The organism is Fimbriimonadaceae bacterium, from assembly GCA_023957775.1.
In the GTDB taxonomy this organism is placed as follows: domain Bacteria; phylum Armatimonadota; class Fimbriimonadia; order Fimbriimonadales; family Fimbriimonadaceae; genus JAMLGR01.
Genome location: JAMLGR010000011.1, coordinates 68,422 through 91,087 on the forward strand (window position 1 = coordinate 68,422; position 22,666 = coordinate 91,087).

At 64.5% G+C, this 22,666-nt stretch carries 20 protein-coding genes; 10 read left to right on the plus strand and 10 right to left on the minus strand.

All coding sequences use genetic code 11. The annotated features are described in order from the left end of the window. Window positions 1-11 precede the first annotated feature (11 nt). Genes meaB through M9921_10490 form a run of 4 tightly spaced genes read left to right on the plus strand, consistent with a single transcriptional unit; the run spans window position 12 to window position 4,213 of the window. A complete protein-coding gene (gene meaB, locus M9921_10475) occupies window positions 12-1,031 on the plus strand; it encodes a methylmalonyl Co-A mutase-associated GTPase MeaB (protein ID MCO5297270.1) in 1,020 nt (339 codons plus the stop codon). Continuing rightward, window positions 1,012-2,643 carry a methylmalonyl-CoA mutase family protein gene (locus M9921_10480; GenBank protein MCO5297271.1) on the plus strand — a complete coding sequence of 544 codons (1,632 nt, stop codon included), beginning with the start codon at window positions 1,012-1,014 and terminating at the stop codon, window positions 2,641-2,643. Before meaB ends, M9921_10480 begins: the two co-directional genes overlap by 20 nt. An 8-nt stretch (window positions 2,644-2,651) precedes the next feature. Beyond that, complete coding sequence (locus M9921_10485) at window positions 2,652-3,071, plus strand: cobalamin B12-binding domain-containing protein (protein ID MCO5297272.1); 420 nt, start codon at window positions 2,652-2,654, stop codon at window positions 3,069-3,071. Further along, on the plus strand, window positions 3,071-4,213 hold the full coding sequence (locus M9921_10490; protein ID MCO5297273.1) for an acyl-CoA dehydrogenase family protein: 1,143 nt from the start codon (window positions 3,071-3,073) through the stop codon (window positions 4,211-4,213). Before M9921_10485 ends, M9921_10490 begins: the two co-directional genes overlap by 1 nt. A 14-nt stretch (window positions 4,214-4,227) precedes the next feature. Here the strand turns inward: M9921_10490 and M9921_10495 are convergent, their stop codons facing one another. Next, window positions 4,228-5,241, minus strand: coding sequence for a dihydroorotate dehydrogenase-like protein (locus M9921_10495; protein MCO5297274.1), 1,014 nt, complete (start codon window positions 5,239-5,241; stop codon window positions 4,228-4,230). 180 nt (window positions 5,242-5,421) lie between these two features. Between M9921_10495 and M9921_10500 the strand changes: the two genes are divergently transcribed. Continuing rightward, window positions 5,422-5,955: a DUF3291 domain-containing protein gene (locus M9921_10500; GenBank protein ID MCO5297275.1), complete on the plus strand. Its 534-nt coding sequence runs from the start codon at window positions 5,422-5,424 to the stop codon at window positions 5,953-5,955. 24 nt (window positions 5,956-5,979) lie between these two features. On the opposite strand, the gene M9921_10505 is transcribed toward M9921_10500, so the two are convergent. Continuing rightward, window positions 5,980-6,975 (minus strand): hypothetical protein, encoded by a 996-nt coding sequence (locus M9921_10505; protein MCO5297276.1) that lies wholly within the window; start codon window positions 6,973-6,975, stop codon window positions 5,980-5,982. Further along, window positions 6,956-9,112 carry a glycosyltransferase family 4 protein gene (locus M9921_10510; GenBank protein ID MCO5297277.1) on the minus strand — a complete coding sequence of 719 codons (2,157 nt, stop codon included), beginning with the start codon at window positions 9,110-9,112 and terminating at the stop codon, window positions 6,956-6,958. The genes M9921_10505 and M9921_10510 overlap by 20 nt, the downstream gene beginning before the upstream one ends. A gap of 285 nt (window positions 9,113-9,397) precedes the next feature. Here M9921_10510 and moeB point away from each other — a divergent pair, with 285 nt between their 5' ends. Next, entirely contained in the window at window positions 9,398-10,567 is a 1,170-nt protein-coding gene (gene moeB / locus M9921_10515; GenBank protein MCO5297278.1) for a molybdopterin-synthase adenylyltransferase MoeB, read from the plus strand. A gap of 111 nt (window positions 10,568-10,678) precedes the next feature. Here moeB and M9921_10520 read toward each other — a convergent pair whose 3' ends face one another. Further along, window positions 10,679-10,975, minus strand: coding sequence for a MoaD/ThiS family protein (locus tag M9921_10520; protein ID MCO5297279.1), 297 nt, complete (start codon window positions 10,973-10,975; stop codon window positions 10,679-10,681). Next, window positions 10,975-12,132 (minus strand): hypothetical protein, encoded by a 1,158-nt coding sequence (locus M9921_10525; protein ID MCO5297280.1) that lies wholly within the window; start codon window positions 12,130-12,132, stop codon window positions 10,975-10,977. The genes M9921_10520 and M9921_10525 overlap by 1 nt, the downstream gene beginning before the upstream one ends. Window positions 12,133-12,331: 199 nt before the next feature. Here M9921_10525 and M9921_10530 point away from each other — a divergent pair, with 199 nt between their 5' ends. Next, on the plus strand, window positions 12,332-13,015 hold the full coding sequence (locus M9921_10530; GenBank protein ID MCO5297281.1) for a PEP-CTERM sorting domain-containing protein: 684 nt from the start codon (window positions 12,332-12,334) through the stop codon (window positions 13,013-13,015). 60 nt (window positions 13,016-13,075) lie between these two features. Here M9921_10530 and M9921_10535 read toward each other — a convergent pair whose 3' ends face one another. Further along, window positions 13,076-14,254, minus strand: a complete 1,179-nt coding sequence (locus M9921_10535; GenBank protein ID MCO5297282.1) for an alpha/beta hydrolase-fold protein — start codon at window positions 14,252-14,254, stop codon at window positions 13,076-13,078. A gap of 44 nt (window positions 14,255-14,298) precedes the next feature. Here M9921_10535 and M9921_10540 point away from each other — a divergent pair, with 44 nt between their 5' ends. Further along, window positions 14,299-15,561 carry an alpha-L-fucosidase gene (locus M9921_10540; protein ID MCO5297283.1) on the plus strand — a complete coding sequence of 421 codons (1,263 nt, stop codon included), beginning with the start codon at window positions 14,299-14,301 and terminating at the stop codon, window positions 15,559-15,561. Between the two features lie 85 nt (window positions 15,562-15,646). Here M9921_10540 and M9921_10545 read toward each other — a convergent pair whose 3' ends face one another. Together M9921_10545 and M9921_10550 are read right to left on the minus strand one after the other, a co-directional pair. Continuing rightward, a complete protein-coding gene (locus M9921_10545) occupies window positions 15,647-16,381 on the minus strand; it encodes a spondin domain-containing protein (GenBank protein MCO5297284.1) in 735 nt (244 codons plus the stop codon). 223 nt (window positions 16,382-16,604) lie between these two features. Next, complete coding sequence (locus M9921_10550) at window positions 16,605-17,306, minus strand: alpha/beta hydrolase-fold protein (GenBank protein ID MCO5297285.1); 702 nt, start codon at window positions 17,304-17,306, stop codon at window positions 16,605-16,607. A gap of 42 nt (window positions 17,307-17,348) precedes the next feature. Between M9921_10550 and M9921_10555 the strand changes: the two genes are divergently transcribed. Next, window positions 17,349-20,024 (plus strand): DUF5703 domain-containing protein, encoded by a 2,676-nt coding sequence (locus M9921_10555; protein MCO5297286.1) that lies wholly within the window; start codon window positions 17,349-17,351, stop codon window positions 20,022-20,024. Between the two features lie 71 nt (window positions 20,025-20,095). Here the strand turns inward: M9921_10555 and M9921_10560 are convergent, their stop codons facing one another. After that, a complete protein-coding gene (locus M9921_10560; GenBank protein MCO5297287.1) occupies window positions 20,096-20,398 on the minus strand; it encodes an RNA-binding protein in 303 nt (100 codons plus the stop codon). 207 nt (window positions 20,399-20,605) lie between these two features. Between M9921_10560 and M9921_10565 the strand changes: the two genes are divergently transcribed. Continuing rightward, window positions 20,606-21,451: a DUF6159 family protein gene (locus tag M9921_10565; protein MCO5297288.1), complete on the plus strand. Its 846-nt coding sequence runs from the start codon at window positions 20,606-20,608 to the stop codon at window positions 21,449-21,451. Here M9921_10565 and rocD read toward each other — a convergent pair whose 3' ends face one another. After that, window positions 21,452-22,663: an ornithine--oxo-acid transaminase gene (rocD, locus tag M9921_10570; GenBank protein ID MCO5297289.1), complete on the minus strand. Its 1,212-nt coding sequence runs from the start codon at window positions 22,661-22,663 to the stop codon at window positions 21,452-21,454. Between the last annotated feature and the right edge of the window lie 3 nt (window positions 22,664-22,666).

Genomic DNA, 22,666 nt, shown 5'->3' on the forward strand with positions numbered 1-22,666 from the left:
AATCGGAGAGCATGAAATCGACCAGCAGGGAAAGCGCACAGATCCCCGCGCCTAGCCTCTGGGATTCGTTTTTCGCGGGCAACCGCCGCGCGTGCGCGCGCCTGATCACGCTCATCGAGAACGATCCGCGCCTCGTCCCCACCGTGCGGGATCGATTGATGCCGAAGCTCGGCAAAGCCGTCCGGATCGGCATCACCGGCCCGCCCGGCGTGGGAAAGAGCACCCTCACCGCGACCGTGGCGCTGGGTTTGGCGGACCAGGAGCACCGCATCGGAGTGGTCGCGGTCGATCCTTCGAGCCCCTTCACCGGCGGGGCGTTCATGGGCGACCGGGTGCGCATGGAGAAGCTGGTCGGCGACCACCGGATCTTCCTGCGGTCCCTGGCGTCGCGCGAAGGGCACGGCGGACTGTCGCCCGCGACACCGTACGTCGCCGACGTTCTCGAAGGATTCGGCATGGACCGCATCCTCATCGAGACCGTGGGGGTCGGCCAAGCAGAGCTCGACGTCATGTCGTGCGTGGACATCGTCGTGCTGGTGCTTCAGCCCAGCACGGGGGATGCGATCCAAACCCTCAAGGCTGGGATTATCGAGGCCGCGGACCTGATCGTCGTCAACAAAGCCGATTTGCCCGGGGTCGAGACCGTTCTGCAATCGCTTCGATTCCTGTTCAGTTTGGGAGGCCCTCGACCGCACAAACCCATTCCTCCCGTGCTTCGGGTGTCCGCCCAGAACAAGGAGGGGATCGACAAGCTCGTTGCCGAGATCGAGCGTCAGGCGGAGGCCCTCGTGGAATCCGGTCGGCACGACGAGTTGCGCCAGGAGCGTATGGAACGGGAGATCCGCGAACGCATCCAGCAACACTTGTGGCGCCAGGTGGAGGAGCTCACCGGGGCCGAGGCCGAGATCCGAACCAAGGCGGAGGAGCTTGTCAAGTCGGGCGAATCCCCGTATACCTATGTGCGCGACGCGTGTTCCAAGATAGAGATAAGCCGAAGGACGGCGAAAAAACATGGCCGAAAAGACGATTGACACCCAGACCGGCGCGCCCGTGCGCGAGGCAGACTACACCACCGTTTCCGGGCGGCCGGTGAAGCCCCTCTACACCGAGCACGACGTGCACGCCGAAGACCTGCACGCCCAACTGGGCCTTCCCGGCCAGTACCCCTACACGCGCGGCGTGCACCCGACGATGTACCGCGGCAAGCTCTGGACGATGCGCCAGTTCGCGGGCATGGGCAACGCCGAGCAGACGAACGAGCGGTTCAAGTTCCTCTTGGCCAGGGGGCAGACGGGGCTCTCCACCGCCTTCGACAACCCCACGCTTTACGGCTGGGACTCGGACCATCCGCTTTCGGAAGGCGAAGTGGGCAAGACCGGCGTGGCCGTGGACTCGCTGGCCGACATGGAGCGGCTCTTCGACGCCATCCCGCTCGATCAGGTCTCCACCTCGATGACGATCAACGCGCCGGCGGCGTGGATCTTCACGATGTTCCTGGCCAACGCCGAGAAGCAGGGCATCCCGTTCGCCAAGCTGCGCGGCACGCTGCAGAACGACATCCTGAAGGAGTACATCGCGCAGAAGGAGTGGATTTTCCCGCCCGAGCCGCACCTGCGGATCATCACGGACCTGTTCGCGTTCTGCGCCGACCACGTGCCGCAGTGGAACACGATTTCCATCAGCGGCTACCACATCCGCGAGGCCGGCGCCACGGCCGCGCAGGAGCTGGCGTTCACGCTGATGGACGGGTTCACCTACGTCGAGCACGCGATCGAAGCGGGGCTGGACGTCGACGAGTTCGCCCCCCGGCTCTCGTTCTTCTTCAACTCGCACCTCGACTTCTTCGAGGAGATCGCCAAGCTCCGCGCGGCCCGGCGTATCTGGGCGCGGCACATGAAGGAGCGCTACGGCGCGAAGAACCCGCGGTCGTGGCTCTGCCGGTTCCACGTGCAGACTGCCGGATGCAGCCTGACCGCGCAGCAACCCGAAGTCAACATCGTCCGCACCGCTCTCGAGGCGCTTGCCGGAGTGCTCGGCGGCTGCCAAAGTCTGCACACGAACTCGATGGACGAGGCGCTCGCCCTTCCTTCGGACAAGGCTGTGGAGATCGCGCTGCGCACGCAGCAGGTCATCGCGTTCGAGAGCGGCGCGGCGAACGTGGCCGACCCGCTGGGCGGTTCGTTCTTCGTCGAAGCGCTGACCCGCGAGATCGAGGAGGACGCCGAGCGTTACTTCAAGCAGATCGAAGAGATGGGCGGCATGGTCAAGGCCATCGAAAAGGGCTATCCGCAGCAGGAGATCACCCACGCGGCCTTCGAGTATCAGCGCGCTCTCTCGGAGAAGACCAAGGTGATGGTGGGCGTCAACGAGTTCGTCAACGAGGACGAGACGCTTGAGATTCCGATCCTCGAGATCGACGAGGCCGTGGAGCCCGACCAGATCGCGAAGGTGAAGGCTGTCCGCGAGAATCGCGACAACGTGGCGGTCAAGGACCGGCTCGACAAGCTCGAAAAGGCCGCACGGACCAAGGAAAACCTGATTCCGCACCTGCTCGACTGCTCGAGGGCCTATGCGACCGAGGGCGAGATCACACAGGCGCTGATCAACGTGTTTGGGGAGTATCGGGAGGATTCTTTCTTCTAGGAGCGGCAATGAGCGAGGTTCCGATCAAAGTGGTGGTGGGCAAGCCCGGCCTCGACGGGCACGACCGCGGGGCGAAAGTCGTCGCGCGGTCGTTGGTGGAGGCGGGGATGGAGGTCGTCTATCTCGGCCTGCGGCAGACGCCGGAGTCGATCGTCGCGGCGGCGCTCGAAGAGGACGCCGACGTCATCGGCTTGTCGGTGCTTTCGGGCGCGCACATGACGCACTTCAAGCGCATCCGGGCGCTGATGCTGGAAGAGGGCATCGGGGATCGCCTGCTGACCGGCGGCGGCATCATTCCCACGAAGGATCAGGAGACCCTGACCAAGCTGGGCGTGGGACGCCTGTTCGGCCCGGGGGACGACCCGGGCGATATCGTGGACTACATCCGCGATTGGGTGAAGACCCATCCGCGCGAAGAGGTGCACTAATGGACTTCCATCTGGACGACGAGATCCACCTCGTTTGGGAGGAGGCCCGCAAGTTCGCCGAGGGGCGCCTCGCAGCGAGGGTCGAGGAGTTGGACGAGAAGCAGGAGGTCAATCACGAGGCCCTGCGCGAACTCGGACAACTCGGCTTTATGGGCATGACCGTGGCCGAGGAGTATGGCGGCACGAATTTGGGGGCGCTTGCCTACGTGGGGGTCATGATCGAACTGAGCAAGATCGACGCGGGCACCTCTGTGGCGGTCTCGGTCCAAAACTCGCTGGTGAACGACACGATCGGCAAGTGGGGAACGGACGAGCAGAAGGGCACCTATTTGCCGAAACTCGCCAGCGGCGAGTGGATGGGCTGCTTCTCGATCACCGAAGCGGGGGCGGGAAGCGACCCCGGGTCCCTCAAGGCCGTGGCGGTGCGCGAGGGCGACGAGTTCGTGCTGAACGGCACCAAGAACTTCACCACGAACGGCGGGTTCGCCGACGTGATCATCGGCTTTTTCCAGACCGATCCCGACAAAGGCGCGAAGGGCGTTTCGGCGTTTCTAATCCCCAGTTCGACCCCCGGGTTCAAGGTCGGGCGGCACGAGAACAAGCTCGGGATCCGCACGTCGAGCACCACCGAGATGGTCTTCACGGACTGCCGCGTGCCCGCCAGCGCGATGCTGGGCATCGAGAACAAGGGTTTGAACGTCGCGCTCACCACGTTGGATGGCGGACGCATCGGCATCGCGGCGCAAGCCGTGGGCATTGCCGAGGGGGCCCTCAACGAGGCGATCAAGTACGCGAAGGACCGCAAGCAGTTCGGACACAAGATCTCGGAGTTCCAGGCGCTTCAGTTCATGATCGCCGACATGGCCACCGAGGTCGAGGTCGCCAAGACCATGCTCTACCGCGTGGCGTGGATGAAGGACCAGCACATCCGGCACACGAAGGAGTCCGCGATGGTCAAGCTGTTCGCGGCGGAGATGGCGCACCGCGTGTGCCACAAGGCGCTCCAGATCCACGGTGGCTATGGGTTTATGAAAGAGTTCCCCGTCGAGCGCCTGTACCGCGACCAGCGGATCACAGAGATCTACGAGGGCACGAGCGAGATCCAGCGCGTCGTCATCGCCAGGGCCATGTTGGGCGACTAAGACAGGGCAGCCGGCTACAGGATGCCCATGGGGCCGGCCGGGATGTAGCTTTGCAGCATCTTGAGGTAGTTGGCGCGGACGAACGCTCCAGGCTCGCCGCACTTTTCGAGGCTCATCGAGCCCTTCATCTGCTCCACCGACTCGAAGTCGTGCTTCTCCATCCACCGTTTCACGCCGTCCAGCATCGTGCGCAGGTGGCGCTCCCCGTGGCGTAGGAGCGCCGAGGTCGTCATCACGGCGTCGGCGCCCGCCATGACGTACTTGAGAACCTCCGTGGCGCTCTCCACGCCGGTGGTGGCTGCCAAGGAACACTCGAGACGGCCGTACAAGACGGAAATCCACAGCAGCGGAAGCCGGATCTCGATCGGGTGGCTGAGTTCGAGCCTCGACTCCACCACGCGGCCTTCGATGTCGAAGTCGGGTTGGTAGAAGCGGTTGAACAGGACGAGGCCACTCGCTCCGGCGTCCACCAGCCGCTTGGCCATATTGCCCGTCGCCGTGAAGTAGGGGGACAGCTTGACCGCGATCGGGACATCGACCGCCTCCCGTACGTTCGCGACCACGTTCACGTACTGCTGCTCGATCTCTTCGGTGGTCAGCTCGAGGTCGACGGGCAGGAAGAAGAGGTTCAGCTCCAGCCCGCGCGCGCCAGCTTCGACCATGTCGCGCGCGTACTGGATCCAGCCCAGTTCGGTGATGCCGTTGAGGCTGGCGATGATCGGGACTTCGACGGCCTTGGACGCCTGGTAGATCAGCTCGAGGTAGGCGTCCGGACCCACGTTGTACTCGTCCGCCAAGGGGAAGTAGTCCAGCGACTCGGGCGAACTGTAGGTGCTCCTGCCCATGAGGAACTCCATGGTCTCCTGCTCGTTGCGGATCTGCTCTTCGAACAGGGAGAAGAGCGTGATCGCCGCAGCGCCGGCGTCGGCAAGGCGCTTGATGCCGTCCACGTTCTTCGATTGGGGAGACGAGGAGGCGACGAGGGGATGGGGGAGTTCGAATCCGAGGTAGGTCGTCTTGAGATCCATCGTGCGTTCCTTGGCGTGCCGGTGCTCGCTTGTCCTGGGGCCGATCTGGCGACAACGACAGGCAAGGCGGCAGGGCACCCTTGACTGCAGGGTAGCTCCGGCGGTCGCCATCCGGCGGACATGCTTTCATTGTCCACCGATCGCACCTCAGCGCCGGGGGATCGGTATGCTTGCATCGAAATGGCGAGGCTGGCGTTCAGCACGATCGGGCTTCTGAGGTCCCCAATGGGCGATCCGGAGGTACAGGGATTCGTCGATCGGTTCCAAGCGGTCTTCGAGGCAGCCGAGGCGAGCAAGGGGTTCGTCGACCGATCGCGGCGAAGCTACCCCAACATGGAGCACTCCTGGGGCCAACTCGTGCCGCCTCGCTACTACGAGGCGATCGGAGAGCCGCGCCGCCTTCCCATGACCCTGTCGGTTTGGGATGATCTCGAGTCCGTGGCCGCTTACGCCTACCACGGAGCGCACGGCGAAGCGATGTCCCAGCGGCGGGAGTGGTTCGAACCGACCGGACGGCCCGGATTCGTGGCGTGGTGGATTCCCGACGATCACGTCCCGACGTTCGAGGAGGCGGCCGCGCGGATGTCCCAGCTGGACGTGTGCGGCCCGTCGCCGGAGGCCTTCAATTTCAAACAGCCGTTCGGCCCGGATGGGGCGCCGCGCCCCCTCGATCGGGTTGCGGTGCGCGCGAAGATCGATGCCAATTCAGGCTGATTCGAAGAACAGGGATGGCTGGGCTTAGAACGCAGATCCGAGTTGGATGCGTTCGGCAAGTTGCCCCGCCACACCGGTGAACTCGGTCCCGTCCCGGTCGAGCCAGTCCAACATCTTCCGAACGCTTGCCGTGGCAAGACAGATGCTGCTGTCTGCCGCACCATAGTAGACGCGAAGCGTATCGCCATCTGAAGCGAGTGTGGTTCCACAAGGGAAGACCGCGTAGCCCACGTCGCCAGCAACCTCGTACGGCGCCTCGGGGCCGAACATCCAGGACTGGCTCCGGATGAGACACGTCTGAGGATTCTCAAGGTCGAACAGGGCCAGGCCGAGCCGGTAGATGGAGCCGGACGCGTGGTGGCGGACCCCGTGGTACATCACCAGCCAACCTCGCTCGGTTTCGATCGGAGGCGGCGACAGGCCGATCTTGTTGGCATCCCACCACGCGCCGCGGCGGGCAGGCAAGAACATCATGTGCCCTCCCCAGTTCCGAAGGTCGGGAGAGAAAGACAGCCACATGTGGGCCCCCGAGGGGCGGTGGATCAGGGCGTACTCGCCGTTGAATCGGCGCGGCAGGAGCGCGGCGTCCTTGTCGTCGGCCTGCATCACCAGTCCGAAGCGTTCGAACTTCTTGAAGTCGCGGGTCGCCGCGATCGCCACTCCGGGCCCGGACTTCCCAAAGGCTGTGTACGTGACGAGGTATTCCCCCAACTCGGGCATGAAGGTGATGCGCGGGTCCTCGATGCCCCAAAGCTCTTCGGGATAGTTGATGGGGTCGGGCGAGAAGGTGGGCTCGTCGTCAATGGTCCAACCGTCGATGCCGTTCTCGGAACGCGCGGCACAGAGATGGGAGATCCCCCGTCGGTCTTCCGCTCGGCAAAGGAGCAGCGTGGTGCCGTCGGCGAGCAGGGTCGCACCCGGGTTGAAGACGCTGTGGACTGGGTAGGGCCAATCCGCCGCTGTCAAGATGGGGTTGTTGGGGTGCCGCTCGAGCAAGACCTCAAACTGGTTTGATTTCATGCGAGAAGGTCTCCATGGGGCGGGTTCGAATGGAATGAGGGGTCTTGCGAAGTTCCGCCAATGCCATGAGGTAGGAAAGGGTCGACTCGGCACCCTGGTTGCGATTGACCCGCTCGGCATGAAGGCCGTCGCAGCAGCCGCCCGTGCTCGGATCGTAGGCTGGCAGTCCGAGCATGTTTTCGCCTAGGAACCAACGGAATGCCCGCAGGGCCTCGGATCTCCAGACGGGGTTGCCAGTGAGAGTGCCCGCCGCGAGACACGCGGAGACGGAGCCCGCCGCCTCGATCGGCTGCTGGTCGAACATACTGCGCTCTTCGCCGCGCAGGTAGAAGCCGTTCGAACCGATGGGCGCGAAGACTCCGCCTGGGCCGGTCTGGATGTCCATGAGCCACGCGAGCGAGTCCAGCCCCGCATCGCTCATGGCCTGGTTCTCAAGGGTGTGTCCCGCGACGAGCAAGGCTTGGGCGAGGCGGGCGTTGGCGTAGGTGAGTCGATGTTCGAACCAGGGCCACTCGGGGCTCTGGGACGTTTGGTAGGCGGTCCAGAGTCGATCGGCCATCGTCCGGAGCAGAAGCCGCATCTTGGGATCGCTGTCTGGCGCAAGCAGGTATTCGCCGATTGCCAAGACGCCGTACGCCCAAGTGCGAAGGCTCGTCGTTTCCAAGAGTGCGGGGGCGCCCAGCTCGAAGAGGTTGCGGGCCAGATGGCGCCGGGATGCGATCTCGCACCGGCGGGCCGTGACGCCAAGAGCCCAGAGTGCCCTTCCATGCGAGTCTTCCGAACCTGCGGATTCGAGCCACCGCCGGTCGAAGCTCATGAAGTTTCGGAACCGGCCGTTGTCGGGGTTGTACGCGTGGTGGACGAAGCTGAGGTAGCGGCTCTGGAGTCGAGCCGTCCTCGCCGAAAGCGGCTTGAGTTCGGCCAAGAACACGGTGTACAGAAGCGCCCGTGCGTTGTCGTCGACGCAGTACCCCTCCGGGCGGTTGGGAATGGCGAAGTTCGCGTGCTGGAGGATGCCCGTGTCGTCGCTGAGATCGTGGAGGTGGTCGAGTCGAATCGAGGGGAGCGATTCCGGCGACCACCTGGAGAGCTGCGTCGGATGCACCAGCTCCCGAAGCCTCTCGGAGCTCTCTCGGCTCGCTCGGGCGAAGGATTCGAGATACCTCCGTCCCACTTCGGGCCACAGCATTTGGCGGCCGTAGTCGGCGGCGCGCCGGCCCATCTCGAGGCGCTCCTCGGGGCTCGATTGGATCGCACACACCTCCTTGGCGATCGCTTCGGCGTCCCGAAACGGCACGAGCCTGCCTCTGCCCTCGGCAAGCAGCTCTTCGGCGTACCAGTAGGGCGTGGAAATGACCGCCTTGCCCGCCCCAACGGCATACGCGAGCGTTCCCGACGTGATCTGGTGGGGGTTCAGATACGGGGTGATGTACAGGTCCATCGCGGCCAGGTAGTCGACCAGCTCTTCGCTGGTCACGAACCGATCGACGAAGCGGATGTTTCCTGCCACGCCAAGGCGTTCGGCGAGCGCGACCAGGCTTTCGCGATAGCTCTCGCCTGCCGAGGCGCGAACGTTCGGGTGCGTTGCGCCCACAACGAAGTAGGTCGTCCCCGGGTGGGTGCGCACGATCTCGGGCATCGCCTCGATCACGTACTGAATGCCCTTGTCCGGCGAGAGAAGGCCAAAGGTGAGGATCATCGGACCCTCGATTCCCAGTGTCGCGCGGAAGTCCGAACCCGCCGCTTGGGCGATGTCGGGAATCCCGTGGGGGATGAGATCGATCTTGTCCAGAGGAACGGCGTGGACGTCGGAGAGGAATCCGACCGCCTTCTTGCTCATGACCACGACTCGCTCGGAGAGTTGAAGGAGCTCGTCCAGGACTTCTCTCTGGGCGTTGGAGGGCTCGCGCAGCACGGTGTGGAGCGTCGTGACGATCGGCATCTTCGCCTCGCGCACCAGCCGAAGCAGGTAGCTGCCGGCCTCGCCGCCAAAGATGCCGTATTCGTGCTGAACCGAAAGCACGTCGTATCTCGCGTGGTTGATGAAGTCGGCCGCGGGGCCGTAAGACTCCAGGTCCTGTTCGGAAATCTCGCACCGAACGCGCTCAGGGTAGGGGTAATCGGTGCGGTCGCTCATGGCGACCGAGTCGATGGTCAGAGTGGAATCGATTTCGGATAGGGTGCGCGCAAGATCGGCGCTGAAGGTTGCGATTCCGCATTGGCGAGGGACGTAGCTGCCCACAAGCGCGATGGTGGTGGGGGGCCTTCGACTCGAAGGACTTTGGTTGTTTTTATCTATGGTGTATTGTACCCTTTCCGGAGGGCTTGGTGGGCTCGATAGGAGCCCCTAGCTCCATAATGGATCGGGCGTCTAGGCGGCCCTCGATGCGGACGTCGAGGGTGTTGCCGGAGGTTGGAGACGATGAAGCCGAAGGTGGTTGGGCAATCCGACGGGCTCTCCCGCGAAGAGATTCTCCGGTACAGCCGGCACCTGATCATGCCCAAGGTGGGCCTTGAGGGCCAACGGCGACTCAAAGGGGCAAGCGTCCTGCTCATTGGGGCAGGGGGTCTTGGCTCCCCCGCAGCGATGTATCTGGCCGCCGCCGGAGTTGGGCGAATAGGATTGGTGGACTTCGACGTGGTGGACCTGACGAATCTTCAGCGCCAGGTCATCCACGGCACCGACGATGTAGGGCGCAGCAAACTGGACTCGGCGGCTGAGACGATCCGCGGCATCAACCCCCACGTGAGGGTAGATCGCCACGAGGTGTTGCTCTCGAGCGAGAACGCGCTCGAGATTCTCTCCGACTACGACGTGGTGGTCGACGGGACGGACAACTTTCCGACGCGCTACCTCGTGAACGACGCTTGTGTGATGCTTGGCAAGCCGAACGTCTACGGCTCGATCTTCCGGTTCGACGGCCAAACTTCGGTTTTGGCGCATCCGGACGGGCCGTGCTACCGTTGTCTCTTCCCCGAGCCCCCTCCTCCCGGGTTGGTTCCGAGCTGCGCGGAGGGCGGAGTGTTGGGCATCTTGCCGGGCGTGATCGGGCTCATCCAGGCCACGGAAGCGGTGAAGCTGATTCTTGGCAAGGGCGAACCGTTGGTGGGTCGACTCCTCCTTTACGACGCGCTGGCGATGCGGTTCCGCGAACTTGCGATCCGTCGCGACCCCAGTTGCCCGGTGTGCGGCGACCAAGCCACGGTGACGGAGTTGATCGACTACCACGATTTCTGCGGCGTGCCCGGGCACGGCTCCAACCAAGCGGTGTTCGAGGACGAGATTTCGGTCGGGGAGCTGAAGAAGCTGCGGGACGCGGGCGCGCCCCACGTGCTCATCGACGTGCGGGAGCCTCACGAGTGGGAGATCAACCGAATCGAAGGAGCGCGGCTCATCCCGTTGCAGGACCTTGCGGCACGCATGAACGAGTTGGACACCGCTGACGAGATCGTCGTCTACTGCCTCTCCGGCGCCCGCAGCGCGGAGGCGTGCCTATTCCTTCGTACGGCTGGTTTCGGCAAGGTGCGCAACGTCGCCGGGGGCATCCGTGCCTGGGTCGAGCACGTGGAACCGGAACAGGCGACGTACTAGCCAGCTCCCTGTCGAGGGTGCCACGCCCGCTCGTCGGGCGTGTTCCCTCGTAGGAGCGGCAGTTCTCGGCACGCCAGTCCAGCGGGCGTGGCACCCCTGGGTTTGTCAGGATCAGCCGCCGGCGATTGCGCCGATGACCAGGAACGGCTCTTCGCCCGTCGCGATCGCTTCGGGAAGCTCGGTCTCCGGTGGCTCCATAGACCAGTCCTCGCCGCAAGCGAAAAACCGAAGGAAGGGTCGCCGTTTCAGCGTCCCGTGGTCGCGGATCGTGCCCCTGAGATTGGGGTAGTCCCTTTCCAAAGCGTCGAGGATCGAGGCGACAGACACCGGACCGGCAACGTCCACGGACACCTCCGCACCCACGCGGGCGAGGTTGCGGAGGTGGTGGGGAAGCACGACTCGAACCATCACGCCAGGGTCTGAACCTCGACGCTCAGCACGGGCGGGAAGTGCTCGTTGATCGCGCTCCAGTGATCGCCGCCGTCCGGAGAGACATAGACCTGACCCCCAGTGGTGCCGAAGTAGACGCCGCACTCGTCGAGCGAATCCACGGCCATGGCCTCGCGCAGAACGTTCACGTAGCAGTGGCTCTGCGGCAGGCCGTTGGTGAGCGCTTCCCACTCGTTGCCCCCGGTCCGGCTGCGGTACACCCGCAGCTTTCCGTCCGGCGGAACGTGCTCGGAGTCGCTCTTGATCGGCACCACGTAGATCGTCTCCGGTTCGTGCGCGTGCACGTCGATCGGGAAGCCGAAATCGGACGGCAGGTTGCCGCTCACCTCGGCCCACATCTCGCCCGCGTCGTCGCTGCGCATGATGTCCCAGTGCTTCTGCATGTACAGGCGGTCGGGATTGGACGGGTGGAACGCGATGCGGTGGACGCAGTGCCCGACCTCGGCATCCTCCTTGGGCATGAACCCGGAGCGCAACCCCCTGTTGATCGGTTTCCACGTGGCGCCGCCGTCGTCGGTCCGAAAGGCGCCGGCCGCGGAGATCGCCACGAACATGCGCTTCGGGTCCGAAGGATCGATCAACACCGTGTGCAGGCACATCCCGCCCGCGCCGGGTTGCCAATCCTTGCCGGTCGTGTGCTGGCGCAGACCCGACAGTTCCGACCAGGTGGCTCCTCCGTTGGTCGACTTGAACAGCGCGGCATCTTCGACGCCGGCGTAGACCGAATCCGGATCGTCGAGCGAAGGTTCGAGGTGCCAAACCCGCTTGAAGACCCAAGGCACCTCGGTGCCATCGAACGTTTTGTGCGTACCGGCGACCCCGTCGTAGACGAACTTGTTGCTCTCGCCCCCTGGCATGCCCCAAGACGTCATGCGCTCTTCCTCGGTGCTTCCAGGCGTATCCCACGTCTTGCCGCCGTCGTCGGAGCGCTGGATCACCTGCCCGAACCAGCCGCTGGTCTGCGAAGCGTAAATGCGGTTGGGATCGACGGGTGAACCCTTGACGTGGTAGACCTCCCAGCCCGTGAAATGGGGCCCCTCGATCTTCCAGTCCCGCCGCTGGGCGTCCGCCGTGCAGACGAACGCGCCCTTCTTGGTGCCAACCAGAACTCTCACCTTGCCCATTTCTTTTCCATCCTCCACAGTGGTACACGCAATCGTACCAGGGCAAACCTACCTGGCAAAGTCACCAGTTATTGCGAATCCTCCACACGTGCGCGCGCCTCCTTAGCAGTTGCTTAATCCATCCATTCAACGGGCTCCGGTAAAGTGAGTGGCAAGTTGTGGGGCATTGGGTGCCTCAAAAAGGAGACTCGTGAAAAACACCATTCTTTCCGTGGCGGTCGCCACTCTCGTCATGTCAGCGACTGCGGCCAATGCCGTCGAGATCGCGAACTGGACCTTCGAAGTCTCGGTTCCCACATCTGCGGGACCCTTCAGCCCGGAGAGCGGCGCGGGAGCCGCGACCGGATTCCACACGAGCACGGCGACGGTTTACAGCAACCCGTCGGGCAACGGCTCGACGGAGTCGTTCAGCTCGAACAACTGGGGAGTCGGCGACTACTACCAGTTCCAGGTCTCGACCATCGGACTGTTCGGTGTGCGCTTCCAGTTCGACCAGGCGAGCAGCAACACCGGCCCGCGCGACTTCCAGATCCAATACAGCACGAACGGGACGACGTTCACGGACTTCGGCTCGGTGTACACGGTGCTTGCCAACGCATCCCCGAACAACACTTGGAACCCCACGACCAGCGATCCCGCCTACTCGTTCGACGTGGACATGAGCAGCGTGACGGCGCTGGACAACCAGGCCAACATCTACCTTCGATTGACCGACGCCAGCACGGTCTCCGCGAATGGCGGAACGGTCGCAAGCGCAGGTACGGACCGCGTGGACAATGTGATCGTCTCGGCCAACCCCGTGCCCGAACCCGCTTCGATGCTCGCCATCGTGACGGGAATCGGCGCCCTCGCCGCGCGCCGCCGCCGCCGCTGAGCGGAGGCCACCCACGCCTGGGCCCCTTAGGGTCCAGGCGTTTTTTCTTTGCGAGCCCCCCTACCCAGGGCGGAAGAGCCAGCGCAGGGCGTCGGCCATGGTGGCGCGCCCCTGCTTGTCCGAGTGGAATCCCTTGCCCCACACGGTCTTGAGGTCGTAGCCGCGGAATTCGAGCGCGCGCGCCATCTGCCGGTTCGAAAGCGGCCAGTTCCCGTGCACGTTGTCCAGGTCGTTCTCCCCGTCCTGCAGGAACACCCGTATGGGCTTCTTGGGCGTCTTGCGGATCAACGCGGGGTAGTTGTGTCCGCCCTCGCGGAGTGACTCGCCCGAAGCGATGTTGGTGAAGCTGCCGATCCAGGACATCACGAGACCGAACCGATCGGGACGTTGCCAGGCCGCAGTGAAGCTGCAGATGCCGCCTGAACTCAGTCCGGCAACGCATCGGCGCATCGGGTCTTTCGTGATCCGGAATCGAGCGTCGACCGGCGGGAGCAGCTCCTCCAAGAGAAACCTCACATAGGCGTCGCTGAGGGTGTCGTACTCGCGCGAACGGTCGGACTTGCCATCGGGGAACGTCCCGGGCGTCACAAAGAGCACCACGGTCTGCGGCAGCTCGCCCCTCGCGATCAAGTGGTCGAAATACACCGGCGCGTAGCTCTGGGCCCACTGCCCGTCTTGGAAGATCACGAGGTTCGACTCCTTCTCTGGATCAAACCCGGCGGGCGTGTATACCCACCAGTCGTGCAGCGTGCCGCCGAAGATCTTGCTCTCCAACTTTGGCTGCTGCTCGAGCTTGCCCGCGGGCACGTTCGGGTCTGCCTTGGACTCGGGCGGCATCGTGTACACCTCGAGGTCCCGAGGGTTCCCGACCGGATCGCCGTCCACCACGTAGCGCCAACGGAATCCCTCCCCTTCGGGCAGTTGCTCGGCGCCGACGAACAGCCTCGCTCCTACCTTCTGGAGGCGCAGCTCGAAAGGACCACCTTCCGCGCGGACCGCGACGTTGCGACTTCCTTGAGGCGGCTCGATCGCCCAGGCCACCGTTCGATCCTGCACCTTGGGATCGGCACCTTGCGCGAGTTTCTCCCTGCCCCCGAACCACTGCTCGAGCGACGCCTCGTCGCCCGATGCGACCGCCCCGCGCGCCAACCCGTCGGCCAACCGAAGGGGAGTCCAGGGTCCCTGCCCGGCCAACGCCGCGCACACCAACAACAATCCGATCATCGACACGACCTCCACACCCCCGCATTGTGCGCGATGTCCATCAGGTAAACCGCGCCCAAATGCTCTCGATTCTCGCCGCCATGATCCTCGCCCAGAACCTGCCCAAACCAACTCCCGAACAACTCGCGTGGCAAGACGCGGAAATCGGGATGTTCATCCACTTCGCACCCAACACATGGCAGGACAACGAGGGGGACGATCTCAGCACTCCGATGAGTGCGATCCACCCCGCCAAGCTCGACACCGACCAGTGGGCGCGCACGGCTCGATCGATGGGCGCAAAGTACATCGTGTTTGTCGCCAAGCACGTGGGCGGCTTTTGCTGGTGGCAGACAACGACGACGGACTACAGCGTGAAAAGCACCCCTTGGAAGGGCGGCAAGGGCGACGTGATGGCCGATCTTGCGAAGTCGTGCCAGAAGTTCGGCTTGAAGCTGGGCGTGTATCTGTCGCCGATGGACCGCAAGTTCGGGGTGGCGGTCGGGGGCAAGGCGAAGACCCCGGAGGTCCAATCGGCCTACGAGAAGAGGTTCCGAACCCAGCTCACCGAGTTGCTCTCTCGATACGGCCCGATTTTCGAGGTGTGGTTCGACGGCAGTCTCGTGTTTCCAGTGGGGGACATTCTTGAGAAGTACGCTCCAAAGGCCGTCGTGTTCCAGGGGCCGCACGCCAGCATCCGCTGGGTTGGCAACGAGGAGGGGTTTGCGCCCTACCCGTCGTGGAACGGTGCGAAGTTCGACCCGAAGACGTGGGGAACGCTCACTTCGGCGGACGGCGATCCCGATGGGGACCGGTGGCTGCCGAACGAGGTGGACTGCCGGATGCGCAACACGTGGTTCTGGAACACGCACAACGCCGGCTCCTTGAAGTCGGTGGACAAGCTGATGGAGATGTACGAGAAGAGCGTGGGCCACGGGGCCGTGCTGCTGCTGAACAACACCCCGGACACGTCCGGGCTCATTCCGGAGGCGGACGTGAAGCGGTCGGCCGAGTTCGGTGCGGAGATCGAGCGCCGGTACGGCCTGGCGATCGCCGATGTCAGCGGCAAGGGCGAGGTGGTGAGCGTCAGCCCTTCGGCGCCGTCGGTGATCGACGCGGTGGTGACAATGGAGGAGATCGCCGAGGGCGAGCGCGTGCGGGAGTACGCGATCGAGGGCCGCGTCGACGGAGAGTGGAAGGTGATCGCCCACGGCACCGCCATCGGGCACAAGAAGATCGACAAGTTCGAGCCCGTGAGGGTGTCCGAAGTGCGGCTCCGCGTGGTGAAGAGTGTGGGAACGCCCCTGATTCGGCGATTGGCGCTGTATCGAACGGGAGGTTGAAGAGAGCGGTCGGCAAGTAGCTGCTCCGAGGACATGGGAACGGCCCGCTCGAACTCTCGAGCGGGCCGAGTGGGCTCCGACCGCCCTACTTGCGTCGTCGACGAAGCAGAGCCACCGCGCCAAGACCGAGCGCCAGCATCGAAGCGGGCTCGGGAACCGGAGTGACCGTGACCCGCGCAAGGGGCGTGCCGCGATCCCAGTCCGGCATCTGCGCCCAACTGTCGCCGACGCCAGGGGTGACGGAGTCGTGGATTCGGATGGCCGTGTTCGCGTCCGCCGGATTGCCCGATCCGCCCAAGAACCCGAGGTCCGCGGCGTTCTGCGTGTTCATCTCGGTGCCCGCGTCCCACGCGCGAAGCCCGGTGATCGTCATGGAGAAGCCCTCGGGCGTCCCCTGATTGAAAAGGCTCAGGTTCGAGGTCGAGAAGCTCTCCCCGAGGAACCCGTCGTTGGTCTTGCCGAGCATCATCGCAAAGCTGAAAAAAGGGTGGGCGTTGTCGGTCGAGAAGAGCCCCGAGTTCGACCCGCCGGGGCCCAAGGGGCCGCCCGGAAGCGTTCCGAAGGAGAACACATCTGCGCCGGCCGCACCGGCGATGCCCATCATGGGGGCGGTGTTGCCGCCTTCCGCGATGGCCTTGATGCCGGCGGAGGACGTGCCGCCGAGCTGGAAGATGTCAAAGCTGCTGTTGCCAGCCGACCAGAACAAGGGGCTCAAGGGTTGTGGGCCGAGGTTCTCGATGGTGACTTGGAACTGAAACGTCTGCGCGAACGAGGCGGCGCCAAGTGCGAACAGGGATAGGGTGACTAAGCTTCTTTTCATTGAGACCTCCAGGGTCGAAAGCGATTCGACCACAGTTGGGGAATCCCTGTGTCCCTGCGGAAGTTCCATTGTTTTTTGTTTGGCGCCCGTCGAAGCCCCCGCGTGAAGTACGGGCCGTCGAAGAACCGCTACGACGTCGTCTGGTTCGCGCGCGAGGGCGGCCACACGTGGCCCGCCGCAACCGACGCGATCCTTAAAGCCCACGCGCGACCGCGCATATGAGCTACCTCTTGCGGCGATGCTCGAGGAGCCACGCGTAGAGGGCGTCGCCCGCATACACGTCGCTCCATACGTCGTGCGTTCCGCCCGCGATCACGTCGAACCGAACGTCCGCGCCCGCCTCCTTCAAGGCGGCGATCAAGGGTGCTTCCTGATCGAGCGGCACCGCCGGATCGGCGTCGCCGTGCGTCGACCAGATGGGGATTTCTTTGATCGTCGACGCGATCCAGCGGCTGGCCCAGCCCGCGATCGGCGCGATGGCCGCAAAGCGTTTGGGCGAGAAGGACGCGAGCGTGTAGGTCCCGAACCCGCCGAGGCTCAGCCCCGTCACGTACTCGCGGTCCTTGTCCACGCGCCACTTCGACTCGACCTCGTCCAGCAACCCCGAGAGCATGAGAGGATCCCAGGCCATGTCGGACGGACACAAGGGGGCGACCACGATGAACGGCAGCTTGCGACCCTTGCGGATCTCTTTGAGCGGCCCGTGGATGCCTGCGCGCTCCAGATCGTCGCCGCGCTCCCCAGCACCGTGCAGGAACAGCAGGAGGGGGTAGCGCTCCCGGCCGCTTTCGTAGCCTTCCGGCAACGACAACTGGTAGCGGCCGGAGACTGTCACGCTCACTTTGCGTGAAAACGACTGGGCGGCCTGGGGCGGGGATACTGGAACCCCCGAGGCCGCGACGAGGGCGACCAGTGTTTGCAGCATGAAACGACGCTACCCCACCGGCCATGGGGGACACTGGAAGCGATGTTGCCCGTCCTTGCCCTCCTCCTTCCGATGAGCCCGCACAAACTCGACGCGTACGATGTCGTGTGGAACTCCCCGTCCGCGGACGCCGCGGGATCGATGCCGATCGGCAACGGCGAAGTCGTCCTCAATGTGTGGGTCGAGCAAGAAACCGGGGACCTTCTCTTCCTGATCGCGCGGGACGACACGCTCTCCGAGATCAGCCGCATCCTCAAGCTGGGAAGGGTGCGCGTCCACTTCTCGCCGAACGTGCTCGGGCGCGCTTCCGATTTCCTCCAGCACCTCCACCTCCGCGATGGAGCTGTGACAGTTGCCGGCGGGGGGCTCTCGTTGGGGCTGTTCGTCGACTCGGGAGCCAACGTCATCCACCTGAGCGGCCGATCGGAGCGACCGGTGCGCGTCTCCGTCGCCGTCGAATCGTGGCGAACGGCAGATCGTGCCCTTCCGGCGGCCGAGAAGCAGTCGGCATGGTCGGTCCACGACGCCCCATTCCCCTTGGTGGAGTCGGCCGACCGCTTCCTGAAGACCGCGGATCCGGCCGTCGAGTGGGTCCACCGCAACGAGACGTCGGTGGTGCCGAAGGTGCTGGCGAACCAGTCCCTCACCGGGTTGAAGGGAACGAGGGACCCGTTGCTTCACCGCACGTTCGGCGGCCGCGTCGAAGGGGCGAAGTTCCACCGGAGAGACGATCAGACCCTCGCGTCGGACGGGGCGCTCAGCCAGTTCGACGTCAAGATCGCCACCCACACCGCCCAAACCCGCACCCTCGAGGCGTGGCTGGCCGGACTTCGCCGCGAGGCGCGTCGGTCCGATCTCCGGACGGCCGAGAAGCGGACGCGGGGTTGGTGGCGGGGTTTCTGGGACCGGTCCTGGGTGTTCGTCGACGGCGATGACGACGCACACCCGGTCCCCGCCAACATGCACGCGTTGCGCCGAGGGGTCGATGGATCGGGCGGCAATGTGTTTTCCGGGACGATCGACGCGTGGCGCCAGTGGGATGCAGCGGTGTCTGGACCCGCGTTTCTTCAGATGGCCGCCTCGACAGACCCCTCCTTTCCCGACTCAGCCCATCGACAGGGGTTGACCCTGATGGCGACGATCGTTCCCACCGAACTGAAGCCCGGACGTATCTTCGACAAGATCACGCCGGGCGGAATGGACGGTTACCTGTTCGACACGCACCCGGGCAACGCGTTGCGGCTGATCGTGGGCTCCATGACGCTCGTCGCACCGGAGTGCCTCAAACTCGGCGTCGCGCAACGGGTCGGCGCGACCTACGACGCCGAGACGGGCGAAGCGGCGATATACCTCGACGGGGTGCGAGTGGCCCATCGGCCCGCCGAACGCGGCTCGTTGGTGACGCGCGGCTACGTTCTCCAACGCTTCGTGAACGCGTGTCAGGGCCGAGGCGAGTTTCCCATCAAGTTCAACGGGGGCAGCTACACGGTCGAGCCGACGGCGATGGGGCGGCCCTTCAACCCCGACTGGCGCAACTGGGGCGACTGCCACTGGTTCCAGAACGTGCGGCACACCGTCCACCCGATGCTCGCGACGGGCGACTTCGATTTGATGGAGCCGTTCTTCAAGCTCTACGAGAACGCGCGGCCACTGGCCGAATCGAGGAGCCGGAAATACCACTACGCGCAGGGCGCGTACTTCCCGGAGACGATGACGGTCTGGGGCACCTACTCCGGGGGCGACTACGGCTGGGACCGCACCGGCCACGAGCCCAGAGACGTGCTGTGCCCCTGGTGGGACGACGCGTGGAACCAAGGACCCGAGCTCGTCGCCCTCATGCTGGACCGCTGGGACTACACGCGCGATGCCAACTTCCTCAAAGGTCGCGTGCTTCCGATGGCGGAGTCGGTGTTGCGTTACTTCGACAGTCGCTTTCGGAAGGACTCCATGGGCAAGATCCGCCTCGACCCTACGCAAGTGGTCGAGACGTACTGGACCGGGGTCGTGAACGACATGCCGACCGCCGCCGGCCTGATCGCGATCACTCAGCGGTTGACCGCGCTGCCCCAGAGCCTGGTCACCCGCGTCCAGCGCGAGTTCTTCGAACGCATGCGCTCGGCGTGTCCTGACCTTCCGTTGGAGACCAACGAAGGCGAACGTGAACTTGCCCCGGCGCAGAAGTACGATCCGACCCGAAGCAACGTCGAGAACGGCGAACTCTATGCGGTCTGGCCCTTCCAACTGGTGTCGCTTGGCCACCCGGAGTTGCTCGATGAGGCGAAACGGGCGTACGCCCACCGAGGCAGCCACCTCGACACGGGATGGGGGTACGACGGCAACGTGGCGGCCCTGCTTGGGATGACCGAGGAGGCCGCGCGGATTCTCAAAGTGAAGTGCGCGAACTCCAACCCCGCCTATCGATGGCCCGCGACTTGGGGCCCGAACTACGACTGGCTGCCCGACCAGAACCACGGCGGCAACCTGCTGAACACCGCGAATCTCATGCTGCTGCAGACCGAGCCGTTGGAGGCGGGAGGGAAGATCCTCCTCTTGCCCGCTTGGCCCAAAACGTGGGCCGTCGACTTCAAGCTCCGTGCCCCAGGCAACACCACCGTGCAGTGCGTGGCGCGCGCGGGCCGCATCGTGAGTCTCGACGTGACGCCCAAAGCGCGGGCCAAAGATGTGGTTTGGCCTCAGGGGTGGATCCGGCCGGGCTAAGTCACGGCCGAACAAACAAAAGAAGCCCAGCCGGCTCGATGCCGACTGGGCTTCTCGTCAGAGCGCAAAACCTACCAGCGGTTTCCGCCGCCACCGCCGCCGCGGTTGCCGTAGCCACCGCCACCGCCACCGCCGCCGCCCGAGCTGGACTTCGGCTTGGCCTCGTTGACGGTGAGCGTTCGACCGCCCACGTCCTTCTGGTTGCACTCCTCGACGGCGGTGTCCAACTGGTCCGCATCGATGTCGACGAAGCCGAAGCCGCGCCCCTCGATGATGCGGGCGTTGCTGGCCCCGTATTTGGAGAATTGGTTCTGGAGATCGCTCTCGGTCATGGAGTACGGCAGATTGCCGACGTAAAGTGTTTTTGTAGCCATGGATGGCCTCCTCGTATCGTAGTTGTTTCGGTTCAAAAGACAGGGAGATCGCTTTGAGAACCGGCCAAGGAGGCGGGAGCCAACGGGAAAACCTGGAGCTAATGGAGCGTAACGCCTCCATTCTACCTCGTTTGCAAACTTTCGTTACCGATTGCCCGGAACGCCGAATGTCCCATCGTCCGGACTCAGGCGCACTATACTGAAGGCATGGGAAGGTTGGAACGATCTTGGAGCCTGGCGAAGCAGAGCTGGGCCGTGTTGCGTGGAAATCCGAAACTGGCGGTGTTCCCCGTGGTCTCGTCGGTCGCGATCCTCTTGGTGACCGCGAGCTTCTTTATTCCCCTGGTTGCGGCGGTCGGGCTGAAGAACCTCGAGCAACCGCCTGCCTACGCCTATGCCGTCACGTTCGCTTATTACCTCGTCAGCTACTTCGTGGTCGTGTTCTTCAACGCGGCCTTGATCCATTGCGCGAACGAGGCCCTGGAGGGCCGGAGCGCCGAGTTCGGAGACGGGATCCACGCGGCGATGAGCCGGCTGGGCCCGATTATCGGATGGTCCCTGCTCTCGGCGACGATCGGCACGATCCTCAACGCGATTTCCGAGCGCCTCGGCATCGTCGGGCAGATCATCATCGGGCTCTTGGGCGCGGCGTGGAACATCGTCACGTTCTTCGCGGTGCCGATGTTGGTGTTGAAGGGAGTCGGCCCCTTCGATGCCGTGAAGGGCTCTTGGGCGACCATCAAGAAGACGTGGGGCGAGACCCTGATCGGCAACGCAGGGGTTTCCCTGGCCGTGTTCGTGATGGCGATTCCGGCGGTGGTCTTGATCGTTGCGACGGCCTTCACCGGCATCGCGGCCCTCATCATCGGCGCAGTGGCCCTGTCCGTTCTCTACTGGGCGGTCCTCGCCGCCGTGGGGGCGTGCATGAACGGGATCTACACGACCGCGGTGTTCAGCTACGCGCAAAGCGGCGAGATTCCAAGCGGCTTCGACGGCGAGACGATCCGACAGGCGTTCACCCAGAAACCCGCCAAGAAGCGGCCCTGGGGATAGCTAGTCTGGGGTCAGCGCGCGCTCGACCCTCGCCAGCAGATCGGCCAACGACCCGTCGTCGAGGATCAGGGGAGGCGCGAACCGGAACGTCCGGGAGCGCGTCTCCTTGGTCAGCACTCCGTGCTTGAGGAACGAACTCTGCAGCGCTTGGGTGTCCACCTCTGGGCGCACTTCGAGGCCTACCAGCAAGCCTCGTCCGCGCACGTCTTGGATCACGGAAGCCAACGGGCCTTTGGCCATCGCGCGCATCGCGTCGACCATTCGTTTGCCCTGGCAAGCCGAGTTGGCGGCCAGGTCGAGCTCGTCCATTTCGTCCATCGCGGCAACCGCCACCGAGCACGCGAGGGGATTGCCTCCAAACGTGCTTCCATGGTCTCCGGGTTCGAACACCTCCATCACTTTGCGCTTGCCGACCACGGCCGAGACCGGTAGGACGCCGCCGCCGAGCGCCTTGCCGAGGCACATGAGGTCCGGCTCCGCGTCCTCGTGCTGCCAGGCGAACTTCTTGCCGGTCCGGCAAAAACCCGTCTGGATCTCGTCCCAAACGAGCAGCACGTTGTGCTTGTCGCAAAGCCGCCTGAGACCGGCCATGAAGCCCTCCGGGGGGAAGAGAATCCCCGCCTCGGCCTGGATCGGTTCCATCAGCACCGCGCACGTGTTGGGCGTGATCGCCGCTTCCACGGCGTCCAGGTTCCCGAACTCGACGACTTTGAAGCCGGTGCCGTAGGGTCCGAAGAGATCCCGATACTGGGCTTCCGTGCTGAACCCGACGATCGTGGTCGTGCGCCCGTGGAAGTTGTTCTTCGCCACGAGGATTTCCGCGTTGTCCGGCTCGATCCCCTTCACCGAATACGCCCATTTGCGTGCGAGCTTGATCGCCGTCTCCACGGCCTCCGCGCCGGTGTTCATGGGGCAGGCCATGTCGGTCCCGGTGTATTCGCAGACCCTCTTGAGAAAGAGTGCCAGCTCGGTCGTGTACACCGCCCGGCTCGTGAGCGTCAGCTTTTCGAGCTGCGCCTTGGCGGCCGCGACGACGGCCGGTGAGGCGTGGCCGTTCGCCACGGCCGAGTAGGAACCGATGCAGTCGAAGTACCGTTTGTCGCTGCCATCCCACACGTAAAGTCCCTCTCCGCGGACGATGTTCACGGGAAGAGGGTGGTAGTTGTGGGTTCCGTAGCGCTCGGTCATGGCGAGGACTTCGTCGTCTCTCATGCC